Annotated in this window: 11 protein-coding genes and 3 pseudogenes; 4 read left to right on the top strand and 10 right to left on the bottom strand. The window is 66.4% G+C overall.

Features of this window, described 5'->3' with window-relative positions:
* Positions 1-341: 341 nt before the first annotated feature.
* The 9 genes and pseudogenes from PYV55_RS00260 to rpe form a co-directional block, all read right to left on the bottom strand.
* Positions 342-467: pseudogene (locus tag PYV55_RS00260) on the bottom strand (DUF4172 domain-containing protein); the annotation flags it as partial.
* A 161-nt stretch (positions 468-628) separates the two neighbouring features.
* Positions 629-916: pseudogene (locus PYV55_RS00255) on the bottom strand (IS21 family transposase); the annotation flags it as partial.
* 301 nt (positions 917-1217) lie between these two features.
* On the bottom strand, positions 1218-1535 hold the full coding sequence (locus tag PYV55_RS00250; RefSeq protein ID WP_054257791.1) for a helix-turn-helix domain-containing protein: 318 nt from the start codon (positions 1533-1535) through the stop codon (positions 1218-1220).
* Positions 1532-1903: a type II toxin-antitoxin system RelE/ParE family toxin gene (locus PYV55_RS00245; RefSeq protein WP_275848153.1), complete on the bottom strand. Its 372-nt coding sequence runs from the start codon at positions 1901-1903 to the stop codon at positions 1532-1534. Before PYV55_RS00245 ends, PYV55_RS00250 begins: the two co-directional genes overlap by 4 nt.
* A gap of 270 nt (positions 1904-2173) precedes the next feature.
* Positions 2174-3019 (bottom strand): annotated as a pseudogene (locus PYV55_RS00240) (Fic family protein); the annotation flags it as partial.
* A 153-nt stretch (positions 3020-3172) separates the two neighbouring features.
* The gene (locus PYV55_RS16300) at positions 3173-3625 is read right to left on the bottom strand and encodes a DUF4172 domain-containing protein (protein ID WP_407066743.1); all 453 of its coding nucleotides are present in this window, start codon (positions 3623-3625) and stop codon (positions 3173-3175) included.
* Between the two features lie 257 nt (positions 3626-3882).
* Positions 3883-6960, bottom strand: a complete 3078-nt coding sequence (locus PYV55_RS00230) for a class I SAM-dependent DNA methyltransferase (protein WP_275848151.1) — start codon at positions 6958-6960, stop codon at positions 3883-3885.
* Between the two features lie 39 nt (positions 6961-6999).
* The gene (gene gph, locus PYV55_RS00225; protein ID WP_275848149.1) at positions 7000-7806 is read right to left on the bottom strand and encodes a phosphoglycolate phosphatase; all 807 of its coding nucleotides are present in this window, start codon (positions 7804-7806) and stop codon (positions 7000-7002) included.
* A complete protein-coding gene (gene rpe, locus PYV55_RS00220; RefSeq protein WP_275848147.1) occupies positions 7803-8525 on the bottom strand; it encodes a ribulose-phosphate 3-epimerase in 723 nt (240 codons plus the stop codon). Before rpe ends, gph begins: the two co-directional genes overlap by 4 nt.
* A 275-nt stretch (positions 8526-8800) precedes the next feature.
* On the opposite strand from rpe, the gene PYV55_RS00215 reads away from it, so the two are divergent.
* Positions 8801-9136 (top strand): DUF4148 domain-containing protein, encoded by a 336-nt coding sequence (locus PYV55_RS00215; RefSeq protein WP_275848145.1) that lies wholly within the window; start codon positions 8801-8803, stop codon positions 9134-9136.
* Between the two features lie 32 nt (positions 9137-9168).
* Here the strand turns inward: PYV55_RS00215 and PYV55_RS00210 are convergent, their stop codons facing one another.
* A complete protein-coding gene (locus PYV55_RS00210; protein WP_275848143.1) occupies positions 9169-10083 on the bottom strand; it encodes a LysR family transcriptional regulator in 915 nt (304 codons plus the stop codon).
* 216 nt (positions 10084-10299) lie between these two features.
* On the opposite strand from PYV55_RS00210, the gene PYV55_RS00205 reads away from it, so the two are divergent.
* The 3 genes from PYV55_RS00205 to PYV55_RS00195 all read left to right on the top strand — a co-directional run bounded on the left by PYV55_RS00205 (position 10300) and on the right by PYV55_RS00195 (position 12974).
* Positions 10300-10776, top strand: a complete 477-nt coding sequence (locus tag PYV55_RS00205; RefSeq protein WP_275848141.1) for a DUF4148 domain-containing protein — start codon at positions 10300-10302, stop codon at positions 10774-10776.
* 194 nt (positions 10777-10970) lie between these two features.
* On the top strand, positions 10971-11687 hold the full coding sequence (locus tag PYV55_RS00200; protein ID WP_275848139.1) for a response regulator: 717 nt from the start codon (positions 10971-10973) through the stop codon (positions 11685-11687).
* Positions 11688-11723: 36 nt separating this feature from the next.
* Positions 11724-12974 (top strand): HAMP domain-containing sensor histidine kinase, encoded by a 1251-nt coding sequence (locus PYV55_RS00195; protein WP_275848137.1) that lies wholly within the window; start codon positions 11724-11726, stop codon positions 12972-12974.
* Positions 12975-12977: the final 3 nt, after the last annotated feature.

The raw sequence follows: 12977 nt of genomic DNA, 5'->3' as shown, positions 1-12977 counted from the left end.
TCAACCCAGATTGTTCATTAGGACGCGGGATGATGGCGAGGCGGCTGGCGAGGCAGTTTGGTCGCGGGTGAGAAGTCCATGGCCGGTGCCATGGACGCCGAAGCCGCGGCCAAAATGACCGGCAGACGTCCGCCAGCGCCCGCGTAGGTGCGCAGCACCGCCTCATGGACAATCTGGGTTCAACCCAGATTGTTCATTAGGACGCAGGATGATGGCGAGGCGGCTGGCGAGGCAGTTTGGTCGCGGGTGAGAAGTCCATGGCCGGTGCCATGGACGCCGAAGCCGCGGCCAAAATGACCGGCAGACGTCCGCCAGCGCCCGCGTAGGTGCGCAGCACCGCCTCATGGACAATCTGGGTTCAACTCGTAGCTGGTGCTGCGCCCGCCCGCATTCGATTTCCGCAGCACGCCGCGCGCCAGCAGATCGTTGATGTCGCGCAGTGCAGTGTCCGGCGAGCACTTGGCTAGTGTAGTGTTCGACGCTATCTGCGACATAAAACCGCGTCTTTTCGGCCCGGGCCGCGTTGCAAATCCTCGCGATACCACCCGGTATCGCTGCGGTTTGCGCCTTGCCCAGACCAAAAATCCATCGGTTTTATTTGTCGCATCAAGCATCAAACACTACACTAGCCGCCCTCATAGCCCGCCGCCTTGATCTGCGCAAACAAGGACTTGGCCGTGCGCCGCTCCTTCTTGGGCCGCTTGGCATCGGCCTGCAAGGCCCGGATCAGCTCGCCCTCGTGCCCCAACAGCTTGCTCGCCTTGACCACCTCCCGACGGTACTTGCGCTCCACAGGCTGCGCCGCGTTCAGCCACTTGGCCACCGTGTTACGCGATAGTCCCGTCGCCCTCGCAATTTCCCGCTTCGTCGTCTTGTCCCGGCCGCGCATCCGTCGGATCTTGCCAATCATGTCCATGGTGATCACCCTCTTCATTCCCTTGCTGAAAAAACAGCAGGGCAGGTAAAACACCTGACTGAATTTTGCGTCGGCATCACGTTCAAAAATGGCTCAGTTTTCGGTCGGCGTCAACAGCCGAGCGGCAGGATGGCATCCGCAAGCTCATCGGCCGGCCCCCCGCGTGGCGCGGGGATTTCAGGCAAGAAAAAGGGCCCGGAGACTATCCGAGCCCTTGTGTATGGTGGTGGACGGACGCCGGTTCAATTCCGTCTCCGTCGCTTGAATAGCAATGCAGCGGGCGTAAGCGGCAATGGGCGGATCAAAGAACCGCTTCCAGACCCTTGCGCTCGAGGATGTCCAGCAGCTTCTGCGACGGCCCGCTGGGGCGCTTGTCGCCCACCTCCCACTTACGGACAGTGGACGTGCTGGTGTTCAGCACGCTGGCCAGCACGGCCTGACTCAGGTGCAATCGCTCGCGCAGCGCCTTGACCTTTTCGGCGTCGTAGTCCTGCACCGGCTCCAGGCACAGCGCGTCGTATTTCTGCATCTTGCGCTTGTCGATGAACCCCAGGCGATGCAGATCGCTGGCCGATTCGTGAACAGCCTCGAGGATGCGGCTCTTGGTCTTGGTGGTCATTGGCAAATCTCCTGCAAAGCGCCGTCGGCAACGGCTTCATCCAGTTGCGGGCCTGTTCGAGCCAGCAGGTCGGCGGCGAGGATCTGCAAGCCTTCAAGTTCCTCGTCGCTGACGTTCGCCCGTTCGCTCTTCTCGAAGCCGAACACGAAGAACCAACGGTTGCCCTTGTTGGTGGCGACCAGCGTACGCACGCCGCCACGCTTGCCGCGCCCCGCCAACCCGACGCGTTTCTTCACCACGCTGCCGCCGAGGTCAGCGTCGATCAGGCCGGCCGCCATCTCCTGAACGGCCTTGCACAGGACGGCATCGGTGAGCTCCGTCTTGCGCATCCATCGCTGGAAATGGCGAGTTTTGAATACCTGCGTCATCGGCTTTATTGTGCCACCAAGTGGCATAGATTGTCTACCCGCCTGTTCCGGCACCCCGCCCAGCCGACATCACCATTCAACCCAGATTGTTCATTAGGACGCGGGACGATGGCGAGGCGGCTGGCGTGGCAGTTTGGTNGATGGCGAGGCGGCTGGCGAGGCAGTTTGGTCGCGGGTGAGAAGTCCATGGCCGGTGCCATGGACGCCGAAGCCGCGGCCAAAATGACCGGCAGACGTCCGCCAGCGCCCGCGTAGGTGCGCAGCACCGCCTCATGGACAATCTGGGTTCAACTCGTAGCTGGTACTGCGCCCGCCCGCATTCGATTTTCGCAGCACGCCGCGCGCCAGCAGATCGTTGATGTCGCGCAGTGCCGTGTCCGGCGAGCACTTGGCTATGGATCCCCACTTGCTGCTGGTGAGCTTGCCTTCGAACCCGTCGAGCAACCGGTTGAGCAGCTTCACCTGACGCTCGTTCAAGGGGGTGGCCGCCCAATGCTGCCAGAAACGTGCCTTGGCCAGTACGGCATCGAGCGTGTGCTGCGCCTGATCGACGGCGCGATGGAGCGTGTCGAAAAACCAGGCGAGCCACTCGGTGACGTCCATCGACCGCTTCTGGGTCCGCTCCAGGATGTCGTAGTAGGCCTTGCGTTCGCGCTGGATTTGCGCCGACAAGCTGTAGAAGCGTTGCGGGCTACCGTCGGCGCGCGCCAGCAGCAAGTCGCCGATGGCCCGAGCGATACGCCCGTTGCCGTCGTCGAACGGGTGCAAGGTGACGAACCACAGGTGACCAAGGCCAGCCTTGAGCAGCGGCGGTTCGCGTGATGTGCTGTGGAGCCAGTCCAGGAAGCGGCTGGTTTCAGCCTCCAGCCGCTGCGCAGGCGGCGCCTCGAAGTGCACGCGCTGGCGGCCGATGGCACCGGACACCACCTGCATCGGGCCACTGGCATCGTCTCGCCAGCCAGCAACTTTGATCTTGGAGAGGCCCGAGTAACCCGTAGGAAACAGCGCGGCATGCCAGCCAAACAAGCGCTCTCGCGTCACCGGAGCCTCACAGTTGGCCGTGGCATCGAGCACCATCTCGACCACGCCTTCGACGTGGCGATCGACCGGGGCTAGTGTAGTGTTTGATGCTTGATGCGACAAATAAAACCGATGGATTTTTGGTCTGGGCAAGGCGCAAACCGCAGCGATACCGGGTGGTATCGCGAGGATTTGCAACGCGGCCCAGGCCGAAAAGACGCGGTTTTATGTCGCAGATAGCGTCGAACACTACACTAGGAGCCCGTCGGACTTTGGAATCGTCGGCTGCGAATGCGCCGCAGCGGCCCATTTTTTACCGTCTTCTTGCCCCATAGCACCACTATGGGGCTGCGAATCCGGCAAAAACTGGTCTCGCCGGGGCGCATTCTCGCTATCGACGCCCAAAGTCCGACAGGCTCCTAGGGCGCCGATGTCCACGCCCAACCGGCGCGCGATGCTCGAACGCACCGATTCGACGTTGAGCTGCTCGCCCTCGATCTCGCTGGTCTTGACCACGTCCTCGGTGAGCGCGGCCAGGCTGGCCTGATCGCGCAGCGCCATGCCGACGTCGGCCAGACGGCCAAGCAGCACGCCTTGGGCGCGACTGACCTCGGCCATGGGAGCAGCGAGCGCCGCCAGGTCGAAGCGCCAGTTCGGCCAGTCGCTGGCCTGCCAGATGTATCTGTAATCGCCGCTTTTCATGCGGAGATTATTGGGCGCTTTCTCCGCAGGAACAAATTATTTGCCGCATTTCGTGCGGCGATAGAGTGTGCCATTCGCCAACCGGAATGGGCATCAAGGGCGTCAAGGGCGTCAATAGGCGTGCTTTTGGCCGGAGCGGGACGGACGCGGGTTCGATTCCGATTTGAACCCGCGCCGCAAAGCAGCCGGGGTTGCCCGGCCTTGCCCACCGTGCCGCCCGAAGGCCCCGCGCGTGGCAGCGCACCACGCTTTGCGGTCTACCGCTCAGCCGTGCTGCCCTTCAAGCCGGGCTCCTCACTGGCCACTCGGTTCAGCGCCAGCAGGCGGCGCAGGATGTCCTCGTCGCTCCAGTCGGGCGCGTAGTCGGTCCAGCCGTAGGCGGCGGCGACGGCGGCGTCGAGCTCGGCGTGCGCCTGCGCGAGCCAGGCCGGGCGCTGGTTGTAGAGCTTGGTGAGCGTGCGCTGCTGCAAGTCTTTTTCAAAACCGGGGCGCGGCACGATGCGCTCGGGGTAAGGCGACTGCTCCATGCCCAGCGGCACGACCTCGGGCACGCGCTGCGTCCATTCGGGCGGGTTCAGCCAGGCCTGGCGCAGCGTGTCGAGCCGCTGCGCGGCCTGCGCGATGGCCGTGGCGGCGGCGCGCAGCGATATTGTTTTAGTAGCTGCTTGTGCTTGCTGCGCCTTGGCTTGGGGCTTATTTGGCTCAGAATCGTCGGCAATGGCCGTGCCCGCCTCCGCGAGCCCCGCGGGAATCAGCGCGCCGCCTTCCACGGCCTCGGTGCGCTGGTGCGCGGTGTCGGCGGGGGTGAGTCCGGCGGGGAAGGGGAAGGTTTCGAAGCAGGTGGTGGGTGTGTAGCGCGGGTCGTTGCCCACGCCCAGCCAAGTGCCCGTGCGCAAGGACCAGAGTTCGTGGAAGCGGCTGTGCAGGATGCCGAAGGTGGTGTCGTCGGCGCGGGCGATGGCCAGCGTGGCTTGGTCTGCCAGCACGGCGTGGTGCATCCAGATGAAGCTGCGGTGCTTGGCCACTGCCGCGGTGACGATGTAGCGCGGCAGCGGCGCCAAGGCGGCACGCATCTCGACACGAGGGCGGGCATGGCGCCACCAATGACGCGCCACTTGTTTGTCCCGATTTTTAACGGCAATTGGTTTGACAACCTGCTCGACATACGCAAACGGCGCCTCGAAAAGTGCCGCATCCGCCAGCGTCATTTCGGTGCCGAAGTCCACGATCCAGCGGTCGCCCCAGCGGCGCGTGATGTCGATGCCGTTGCACAACGGCCGCAAGACTTCGGCGTTCGAGCGGCCGTTGGGGTTGGGCAGACGCAACCATTGGCGTGCCAGCGCGCCATCGATGTCGAAAGGCGCTTTTTTCGATGCGCCCATGAAGCACGTCGCGCCCGCTTCGGCCAACGGTTTGACCGTGGTGAGGTCCACGCCGGTGCCGTCGGTGCGGCTGCGCGTCAAGTCGGCATGGATGCCAAGCACCTCCTGCCCGTCGAGCCGCGCGGCCTGCTCCGATGCGCCAAAGCACACGATGGAGACGCGCACGGCGGCGCCCTCGTTCACCCAGGGTTCGTCGGCCCAGGCGTCATAGATGCGGCTGTCGCGCACGATGGCATCGAGCACGGCGCGGTTTTTTCCGCCACGGATGGAGTTGGTCGCCACCAGTCCGGCGCGTTGCAACTGCCCGCTGGCGATGGCGGCGCGCGCCTTGTCGAACCAGTAGCACACGAGGTCTGCGGCGCCAGGCACGCGATTCGCATGGACGGCATTCAGCGCATCGAAGTATTCCGCCCCCAGTTCCCGGCGCTTTTTGCTGCCACCCAAAAACGGCGGATTCCCCACCACCACATCGGCCTTGGGCCAGGCGGCTTCGACGGGCCGGGGCGGCCCTTGCCCTTCCTCTGCGCCTTGCGCGCCACCCACCCACGCGAGCAGCGCGTCGCGGCATTCGATCTGCTCGAGCGGCTCGAGCACGGGGTTGGTGCGCGGGGTGTAGCCGTGCGCGATGCGCCACTGGATTTCGCCGATCCAGATGCTCACGCGCGCGAGTTCGGCGGCGTATTCGTTGAGCTCTATGCCCAGCACGTTGTGCGGGCCGGTGACCAGGTCTTGCTCGCGCGCGAGGCCCAGGTTGGCCGCCTGCGTGACGCAATACAGCTCTACGTCCTTGAGCGCCTTGAGCCCGAGGAACAGAAAGTTGCCGCTGCCGCAGGCCGGGTCGAGGATGCGAAAGCCGGCCAGCGTCTGCAGCCACGCTACGAAGCGCGCGTGCGCCTTTTGGTAGGCGGCGTCGCCATGCTTCTTGATTTTGGCCGTGAGCCCTTTCAATTCCTGCGTGAAATGCTCCCACTGCTGTAGCAACGGGCGGGTGATGACGGGGTCGATGATGCGCGCGATGGTGGCCGGGTCGGTGTAGTGCGCACCGAGCTGGCTGCGTTTGGCGGGGTCGAGCCCGCGCTCGAACAGGGTGCCGAAGATGGAGACGTCGATGGCGCTCCAGTTGAGCGCGGCGGCCTTGCGCAGTTCGGTCACGTCGGGCACTTCGAGCCGCGGCACTTCGATGCGCGCAAACAGCCCGCCGTTGAACCAGGGCAGGTCGTCGGGGCCGTAGAGACCGCCGTCACGCATGATGGCAAAGAGCTGCTGCAGGCCCTGGGTGAGCCGGTCGCTGTTGAGGTGGCGGTTGCCCACGAGGCGCTCGAACATGCGCCCCGGCAGCAGGCCCACGTCTTCGGCAAAGAAGCAGAACAGGCACTGCGTGAGGAAGTGCGCCACGGCGTCGGGGTGGTGGCCGCGCCGGCGCAGTTGCTCGGCCAGGGTGGCAAAGCTCTGGGCGGCGGCTTCGGTGATGGCGCGGTTGGTGAGCTGCGGGCGAAAGCTCTCGGGTGCCGTCCACAGGCGGCGCAGCAGCTCGCGCGCCGCGGGCTGGTCGAGCTGGTCGAGACGCACGGTGTGCGTCTGGCTCGGGTGGCCGTTGAACTGGGTGTGGATGCGGATGGTGAGCCGGTCGCACACCACGAGCAGCGGCGGGTTGGCCAGCGCCAGGCTGTATTGCTGCAGCTGGCGCAGCGCGGCGTCGAGGTTTTTGCCGGGGGCTTTGTTTTCCCACGCGAAGTGGTCGCGGTAAAACACGTCGGCATAGCCGCGCGCCTCGCCGAGCACGCGCGAACTGCGCTCGAACAGGTATTCGTCGGCCACGTCGCCGCTGCCAGGCTTGGGCACGCCGAGCAGCTCGCACAGGTCGAGAAAGTAGCTTTGCGCGCCCTGCTCTTCGTTGAGCGCGTAAGCCGGGCCGTCGGGGCCCCATTTGGCGATGAAGTCTGCGGGGGTCATGGGCGCGGGGGCGTGGGTGGCGTAGGTGGCGGGCTGGGGTTACGGTTGCGGCACTGCGGCACCGGGCAACGACGCGGGCGCACCGGGCGCACCGGGCGCACCGGGCGCACCGGGCATGGCGGGTGTCGGCGTGGGCTGCGGCAGCAGCTCGGCGAGCGCATCGATGTAGCCGTCGGCCGGCACGCTGCGCGCGGGCTGGCCATGGTTGTAGCCGTAGGTCACGAGCACCACGGGGCAGCCCGCGGCGCGCGCGGCCTGGGCGTCGTTGCTCGAGTCGCCCACCACGAGCGTGCGCGCGGGCGCGCTGCCCAGCGCTTCGCAGGTTTTGCGCAGCGGCAGCGGGTCGGGCTTTTTGGCGGCAAAGCTGTCGCCGCCGAACACCTGCGCAAAGTACGGCGCCAGCCCTTTGGCCGCGAGCAGCGCGCGTGCAAAGGCCAGCGGCTTGTTCGTCAGGCACGCCAGGCGCAGGCCCGCGGCGTGCAGCGCCTGCACGCCTTGCAGCGCGCCAGGGTAGAGCTGCGCGTGCTGGCCGTTGATGGCCGCGTAGTGGCGCTGGTAGCTGGGCCAGGCGCGCACGTACAGCGCCTCCACGGTTGCATCGATTTCAGGAGCTGCTTGCGCTTTTCCTGTCTGCGTCAGCACGTGTTTCAGTACTGAACGCAGCAGGTGTTCGGAGCCTTTGCCTATCATGGTCGCGACGAAGGCGGGCGCGATGGGCGGCAGGCCCAGGTCGTGCAGCATGCGGTCGAGCGCGACGCTGAAGTCGCCCAGCGTATCGACGAGCGTGCCGTCGAGGTCGATGATGGCCGCGTCCCAGGCGGCGCGCTCGAGCGGGATCGCGATCATGCGGCGCGTGGGGTGGCGGAGTTGGCAGCAGACGGCGTTTGTGCGAGCTGCGCGCGCATGGCCTCGATCACGGCGCGGTAGTCGGGCTGGCCGAAGATGGCGCTGCCCGCGACGAAGGTGTCCGCGCCCGCGTCGGCCACGCGGCGGATGTTGTCGGCCTTGATGCCGCCATCCACTTCGAGGCGAATGTCCTTGCCGCAGGCGTCTATGCGCCGGCGCGCGTCCTCGATCTTGCGCAGCGCCGAATCGATGAAGCTCTGCCCGCCAAAGCCCGGGTTCACGCTCATGATGAGGATCAGGTCTATGTCTTCGATCACCCAGTCGAGCACGTCGAGCGGCGTGGCGGGGTTGAACACCAGCCCGGGCTTGACGCCGCGCGCGCGGATCGCCTGGATGCTGCGGTGCACGTGGCGCGAGGCGTCGGGGTGGAAGCTGACATAGTCGGCGCCGGCCTCGGCAAAGGCCGCGGCCAGCGCATCGACGGGCTCGATCATCAGGTGCACGTCCACCGGCACGGGCACGCCCGCCGCGGTGCGCGCGTGCGGCTTGAGCGCCTGGCAGACCATGGGGCCGAAGGTGAGGTTGGGCACGTAATGGTTGTCCATCACGTCGAAGTGGATCCAGTCCGCGCCGGCGGCGATGACCTGGCGCAATTCCTCGCCCAGACGGGCGAAGTCGGCAGAGAGGATGGAGGGGGCGATGCGGTAAGTCGTGCTCATGGCGCGATTGTCGCAGCCAGCGACGCCTTAGAACTAGAGCCCCCTGCATCGGCTGAAACACATCTATTTTATGAACAAATGTTCGAATACAGATTAATTGTTTCAAAAAATGAAATATTGAATTGACGTCCGTCTGGTTTTTCAGGCCTAGGGTTTTCCCTAGTATTCGAACCATCGAGGTATCGCCATCCCTCAGTCGATGCCCCGATGCCGGCAAGCAAGGGCCATCGCCCACCGGCGTTATGGCCGCCAGCCGCTTTTGAAAGGATTCCACCATGAACAAGAAACTTCGCACCAGCACCCTGGTGCTCGCAGCCGGTCTGCTCGTCGGCTCTTCAGCCTTCGCCCAGCTCACCCGCGAACAGGTGATCGCCGACCTGATCCAAGCCCAGCGCACGGGCAACATCGCCACGGGCATCGATGGCAACAAGAAGCTCAATGAACTGGTGCCGCCCCGCTACGCAAGCCAGCAGGCCGCGCAAGGCAAGACACGCGCGCAAGTTCGCGCTGAACTTATCGAAGCCCAGCGCACGGGCGACATCCCCACGGGTCTTGATGGCAACAAGACGATGCGCGAGCTCGATCCCGGCCGTTATCCGCGCCAGAACTAACCCGCAGCAAAGACCACGGCATAGGGCCGCGTTCAGGCGATGCGCCCAGGTAGAAAGTTGCTCATGAAGTCCAGGAACGCCCGCACGCGCGCCGGCATGAGCTTGCGCGTGGGCACGGCGGCGTAAATGGTCGAGCGGCCGAAGATCCACTCGGGCAGCAGGCGCACGAGCGCGCCGCTTTGCAGGTCGGGCGCGACGAGCAGGTGTGAGAGCACCGCCACGCCCGCGCCGTGCAGCGCCGCACGGTACAGCGCCTCGAAACTCACCGATTGCAGCAGCACGGGCATCTCGACGTGCACGGGCTCGCCCGTGCCGTCGGCGCGGCGCAGCGGCAGGTAGCGCCGGCTCGTGCCACCGCCCTGCTGGCGCAGGAATTTGAGGTAGTCGTACCGCGCGAGGTCTGGCGGCTGCTGCGGCGTGCCCGCGCGCGCCAGGTACGCGGGTGCGGCGCAGACGATGAACTCGGTCGCCGCGAGCGGCCGCGCGACCACGTTCGCGTCGAAGCCCTCCTCGACGGTCATGAAGGTCACGTCGTACTCTTCCACGTGCAGGTGCGGGAACGGCTCGACGACGATCTCCAGCGCCACCTTGGGGTACTGCTGGTGCCATTGTGCGATGTGCACGGCCAGAAAGTACGAGGCCAGCAGGGGCGTCGCCTGCACCCGCACCGTGCCTTGCAGGGACTGCGCGCTCGCACTCACGGCCGCCTCGGTGTCGTCGATCTCCTGCAGGATGCTGCGCACGCGCCGCAAATACGCCTCGCCCGCGTCGGTGAGCGAGAGCTTGCGCGTGGTGCGCTGCAACAGCCGCGCGCCCAGATGCTGCTCGAGCTCGGCTACGGCGCGCGTCACCGCTGCCGGCGACATGTCGAGCGCCCGCGCCGCCGCGGCAAAGCTGCCCTCGTCGGCCACGCGCTGGAACACCTGCATCGATGAAAGTCTGTCCATTTTTTGAACAAATGCTCAACTTCGCCCAGATTATTGCAATTTTTGCAACACTCAATTGACGTTTGTCTAGTTTTGAAAGCTCAGGGTTTTCCCTAATATCCAGGCCATTGATGCATCGCAACCCCTAAGCCGATGCACCGATGCCGGCAAGCAGGGGCCATCGCCCACCGGCGCCACCCGCGTTATCACAGCCAACCGCTTTGAAAGGATTTCACCATGAACAAGAAACTTCGCCTCAGCACCCTGGTGCTCGCCGCCGGCCTGCTCGCCGGCTCTTCGGCTTTCGCCCAGCTCACGCGTGAACAGGTGATCGCCGACCTGGTCGAAGCCCAGCGCACGGGCAACATCGCCACGGGCCTCGACGGCAACAAGAAGCTCAATGAGCTCGACCCCGTGCGTTATGCCCAGGCTGCACTACCCGCCGCAGCCAGCACCACGCGCGACCAGGTGCGTGCCGAACTCATCGAAGCCCAACGCACCGGCGACGTCGCCACGGGGCTCGACGGCAACAAGAAGCTCAACGAGCTGGAGCCGGCCCGCTACGCGAGCCAGCAAACCACCCAAGGCAAGACCCGCGCCCAGGTACGCGCCGAACTCATCGAAGCCCAGCGTACTGGCGACATCACCATAGGCATCAATGGCGCCATGAAGCTCAACGAGCTCGATCCAGGCCGTTATCCGCGCGCGAACTAAACCGCACCAACGCCAAGGCTATACGGCCTACGGCCCACCGCTACGGGCTCCCGCAACCGGGAGCCCGTAGCTTTTGGGGCTTGGGCAGCGCCACTGCAAACCCCAACCCCATTTACCCACGCTTTACGCCCGCTTCAAAGGCGCGTACTCGGGCGGTGGGAACATCGCGGCAGACCGCTCTACACTGCCATGCCATGAGCTCCCAACTGTTGATGATCGAAGACGACGCGCGCCTCGCGCAAATGGTCGGTGAATACCTGGGCCAGTCGGGCATGCAGGTCCTGCACTGCGCCGATGGCGCGAGCGGCCTGGTTCAGCTGCAGGAGCCCGGTTTCAACGCTGACCTGGTGATCCTGGATCTGATGCTGCCCGACATCGACGGCCTCGAGGTCTGCCGCCGCATCCGCGCGCTGCCCGGTGCCGCGGCGCAGGTGCCCATCCTCATGCTCACGGCCAAGGGCGACCCGATGGACCGCGTGATCGGTCTCGAAATCGGCGCCGACGATTACCTGCCCAAGCCCTTCGAGCCGCGCGAGCTGCTCGCGCGCATCCGCGCCGTGCTGCGCCGGCGCACGCCGGGCAGCGCGTCCGCAGCGCAGGCACAGGTGCTGCGCTTTGGCGCGCTCGAGATCGACCGCGATGCGCGCAGCGTCACCGTGGGCGGCAGGCCGGCCGAGCTGACTTCGTACCAGTTCGACCTGCTCGTGGCGCTGGCCGAGCGCGCCGGGCGCGTGCTCACGCGCGACCAGATCATGGAGGCCGTGCGCGGGCGCGAGCTCGAGGCCTTCGACCGCTCGATCGACGTGCACATGGGGCGCATCCGCGCCGCCATCGAAGCCGACCCGAAAAACCCGCGCCGCATCCTCACGGTGCGCGGCGTGGGCTATGTGTTTGCGCGCCAGCAGGATTGAGTCCGCAGCGTCCACAGCGCCCAGACCATTGCACTCATGCCTTTCTCCGGCCCGTTTTCCAGCCCATTTTCACGCCGCCTCTATCTGCGCCTGTGGCTCGCGGTGGTCGCGGCCGTGGTGGTGCTCACGCTGGCCGTGGGCGTGGCCTGGCACACCGCCGCAGAGCATCTGGCGGCCGAACGCCTCGCCGCCGAGCCAAACGGTGCGCCCGCGCAGCCGCCGGGGCGCGCGCTGCTCCTGCTCGACGCGCAAGGCAACGCGGTGCTCGCAGGCCTGGCCACGCGCGTGCCCACGCCGCCCGGCGAAAAGCTGGCGCTGCGCATCGAAGGCGAGGACGGCCGCGCCTACCGCCTGGAGCTGGCCCCGCGCCAGGACCACACCCCTGGGCATGCGCCGCCCGTGGCGGCCTTCTGGCTGCGTCCGCCGTTTGGCTTCGTGTGGATGCTGGGCATCGTGGCGCTGGCGGTGGCGCTGGGCATGTTCCCCATCCTGCGGCGCCTGCTGCAGCGGCTCGAGGTGCTGCAGCGCAGCATGAAGCACTTCGGCGATGGCGATCTGGCCGCGCGCGCGCCGGTGCAGGGGCGCGACGAGGTGGCCGACCTCTCGCGCCAGTTCAACGCCGCGGCGGCGCGCATCGAGGCGCTGGTGCAGTCGCACAAGTCGCTGCTTGCCAACGCCTCGCACGAACTGCGCTCGCCGCTCACGCGCATCCGCATGGGGCTGGAGCTCATGGCCGGCGAGCAGCCGGCGCCTGCGTTTCGCGCCGAAATTTTGCGCAACATCGCCGAGCTCGATCAGCTCGTCGATGAAATCCTGCTCGCCAGCCGCCTGGACGCGCGCGAGGCTGACGTGGGCACCTTCGAGCGCGTCGATCTGGTCGGCCTGGCCGCCGAGGAATGCGCACGTGTGGGTGCCGAGCTGCACACCGAAGCCGCGGCGCTCGAAGTCGAGGGCGTGGCCAAACTGCTGCGCCGCGCGCTGCGCAACCTGCTCGAAAACGCGCGCCGCTACAGCCAGGGCGAGATCACGGTGAGCATGCAGCGCCAGGGCGCCATGGCCGAGTTGCGCGTGAGCGACCGCGGCCCCGGCGTGCCCGAGGACTTGCGCGAGCGCATCTTCGAGCCCTTTTACCGCCTGCCGGGCGCGAGCGAGCGCGCGGGCGGCGTGGGCCTGGGGCTGGCGCTGGTGCGCTCTATCGCGCGCCGCCACCACGGCAGCGTGCACTGCGAGGCCAACCCCGGCGGCGGCGCCTGCTTCGTGCTGCGCCTGCCGCTGCCGGCGCACTGACGA

The sequence above is a fragment of the Extensimonas soli genome (assembly GCF_029211265.1).
Classification (GTDB): Bacteria; Pseudomonadota; Gammaproteobacteria; order Burkholderiales; family Burkholderiaceae_C; genus Extensimonas; species Extensimonas soli.
Note: the sequence above shows the minus strand (reverse complement) of the source record. Positions and strands in the feature narration are given on the sequence as shown.

Excerpts from the sequence above, each read along its gene's own strand:
- PYV55_RS00250 (WP_054257791.1), bottom strand. The coding sequence starts at position 1,535 with ATGACCACCAAGACCAAGAGCCGCATCCTCGAGGCTGTTCACGAATCG.
- PYV55_RS00245 (WP_275848153.1), bottom strand. The coding sequence starts at position 1,903 with ATGACGCAGGTATTCAAAACTCGCCATTTCCAGCGATGGATGCGCAAG.
- PYV55_RS16300 (WP_407066743.1), bottom strand. The coding sequence starts at position 3,625 with ATGAAAAGCGGCGATTACAGATACATCTGGCAGGCCAGCGACTGGCCG.
- PYV55_RS00230 (WP_275848151.1), bottom strand. The coding sequence starts at position 6,960 with ATGACCCCCGCAGACTTCATCGCCAAATGGGGCCCCGACGGCCCGGCT.
- gph (WP_275848149.1), bottom strand. The coding sequence starts at position 7,806 with ATGATCGCGATCCCGCTCGAGCGCGCCGCCTGGGACGCGGCCATCATC.
- rpe (WP_275848147.1), bottom strand. The coding sequence starts at position 8,525 with ATGAGCACGACTTACCGCATCGCCCCCTCCATCCTCTCTGCCGACTTC.
- PYV55_RS00215 (WP_275848145.1), top strand. The coding sequence starts at position 8,801 with ATGAACAAGAAACTTCGCACCAGCACCCTGGTGCTCGCAGCCGGTCTG.
- PYV55_RS00210 (WP_275848143.1), bottom strand. The coding sequence starts at position 10,083 with ATGGACAGACTTTCATCGATGCAGGTGTTCCAGCGCGTGGCCGACGAG.
- PYV55_RS00205 (WP_275848141.1), top strand. The coding sequence starts at position 10,300 with ATGAACAAGAAACTTCGCCTCAGCACCCTGGTGCTCGCCGCCGGCCTG.
- PYV55_RS00200 (WP_275848139.1), top strand. The coding sequence starts at position 10,971 with ATGAGCTCCCAACTGTTGATGATCGAAGACGACGCGCGCCTCGCGCAA.
- PYV55_RS00195 (WP_275848137.1), top strand. The coding sequence starts at position 11,724 with ATGCCTTTCTCCGGCCCGTTTTCCAGCCCATTTTCACGCCGCCTCTAT.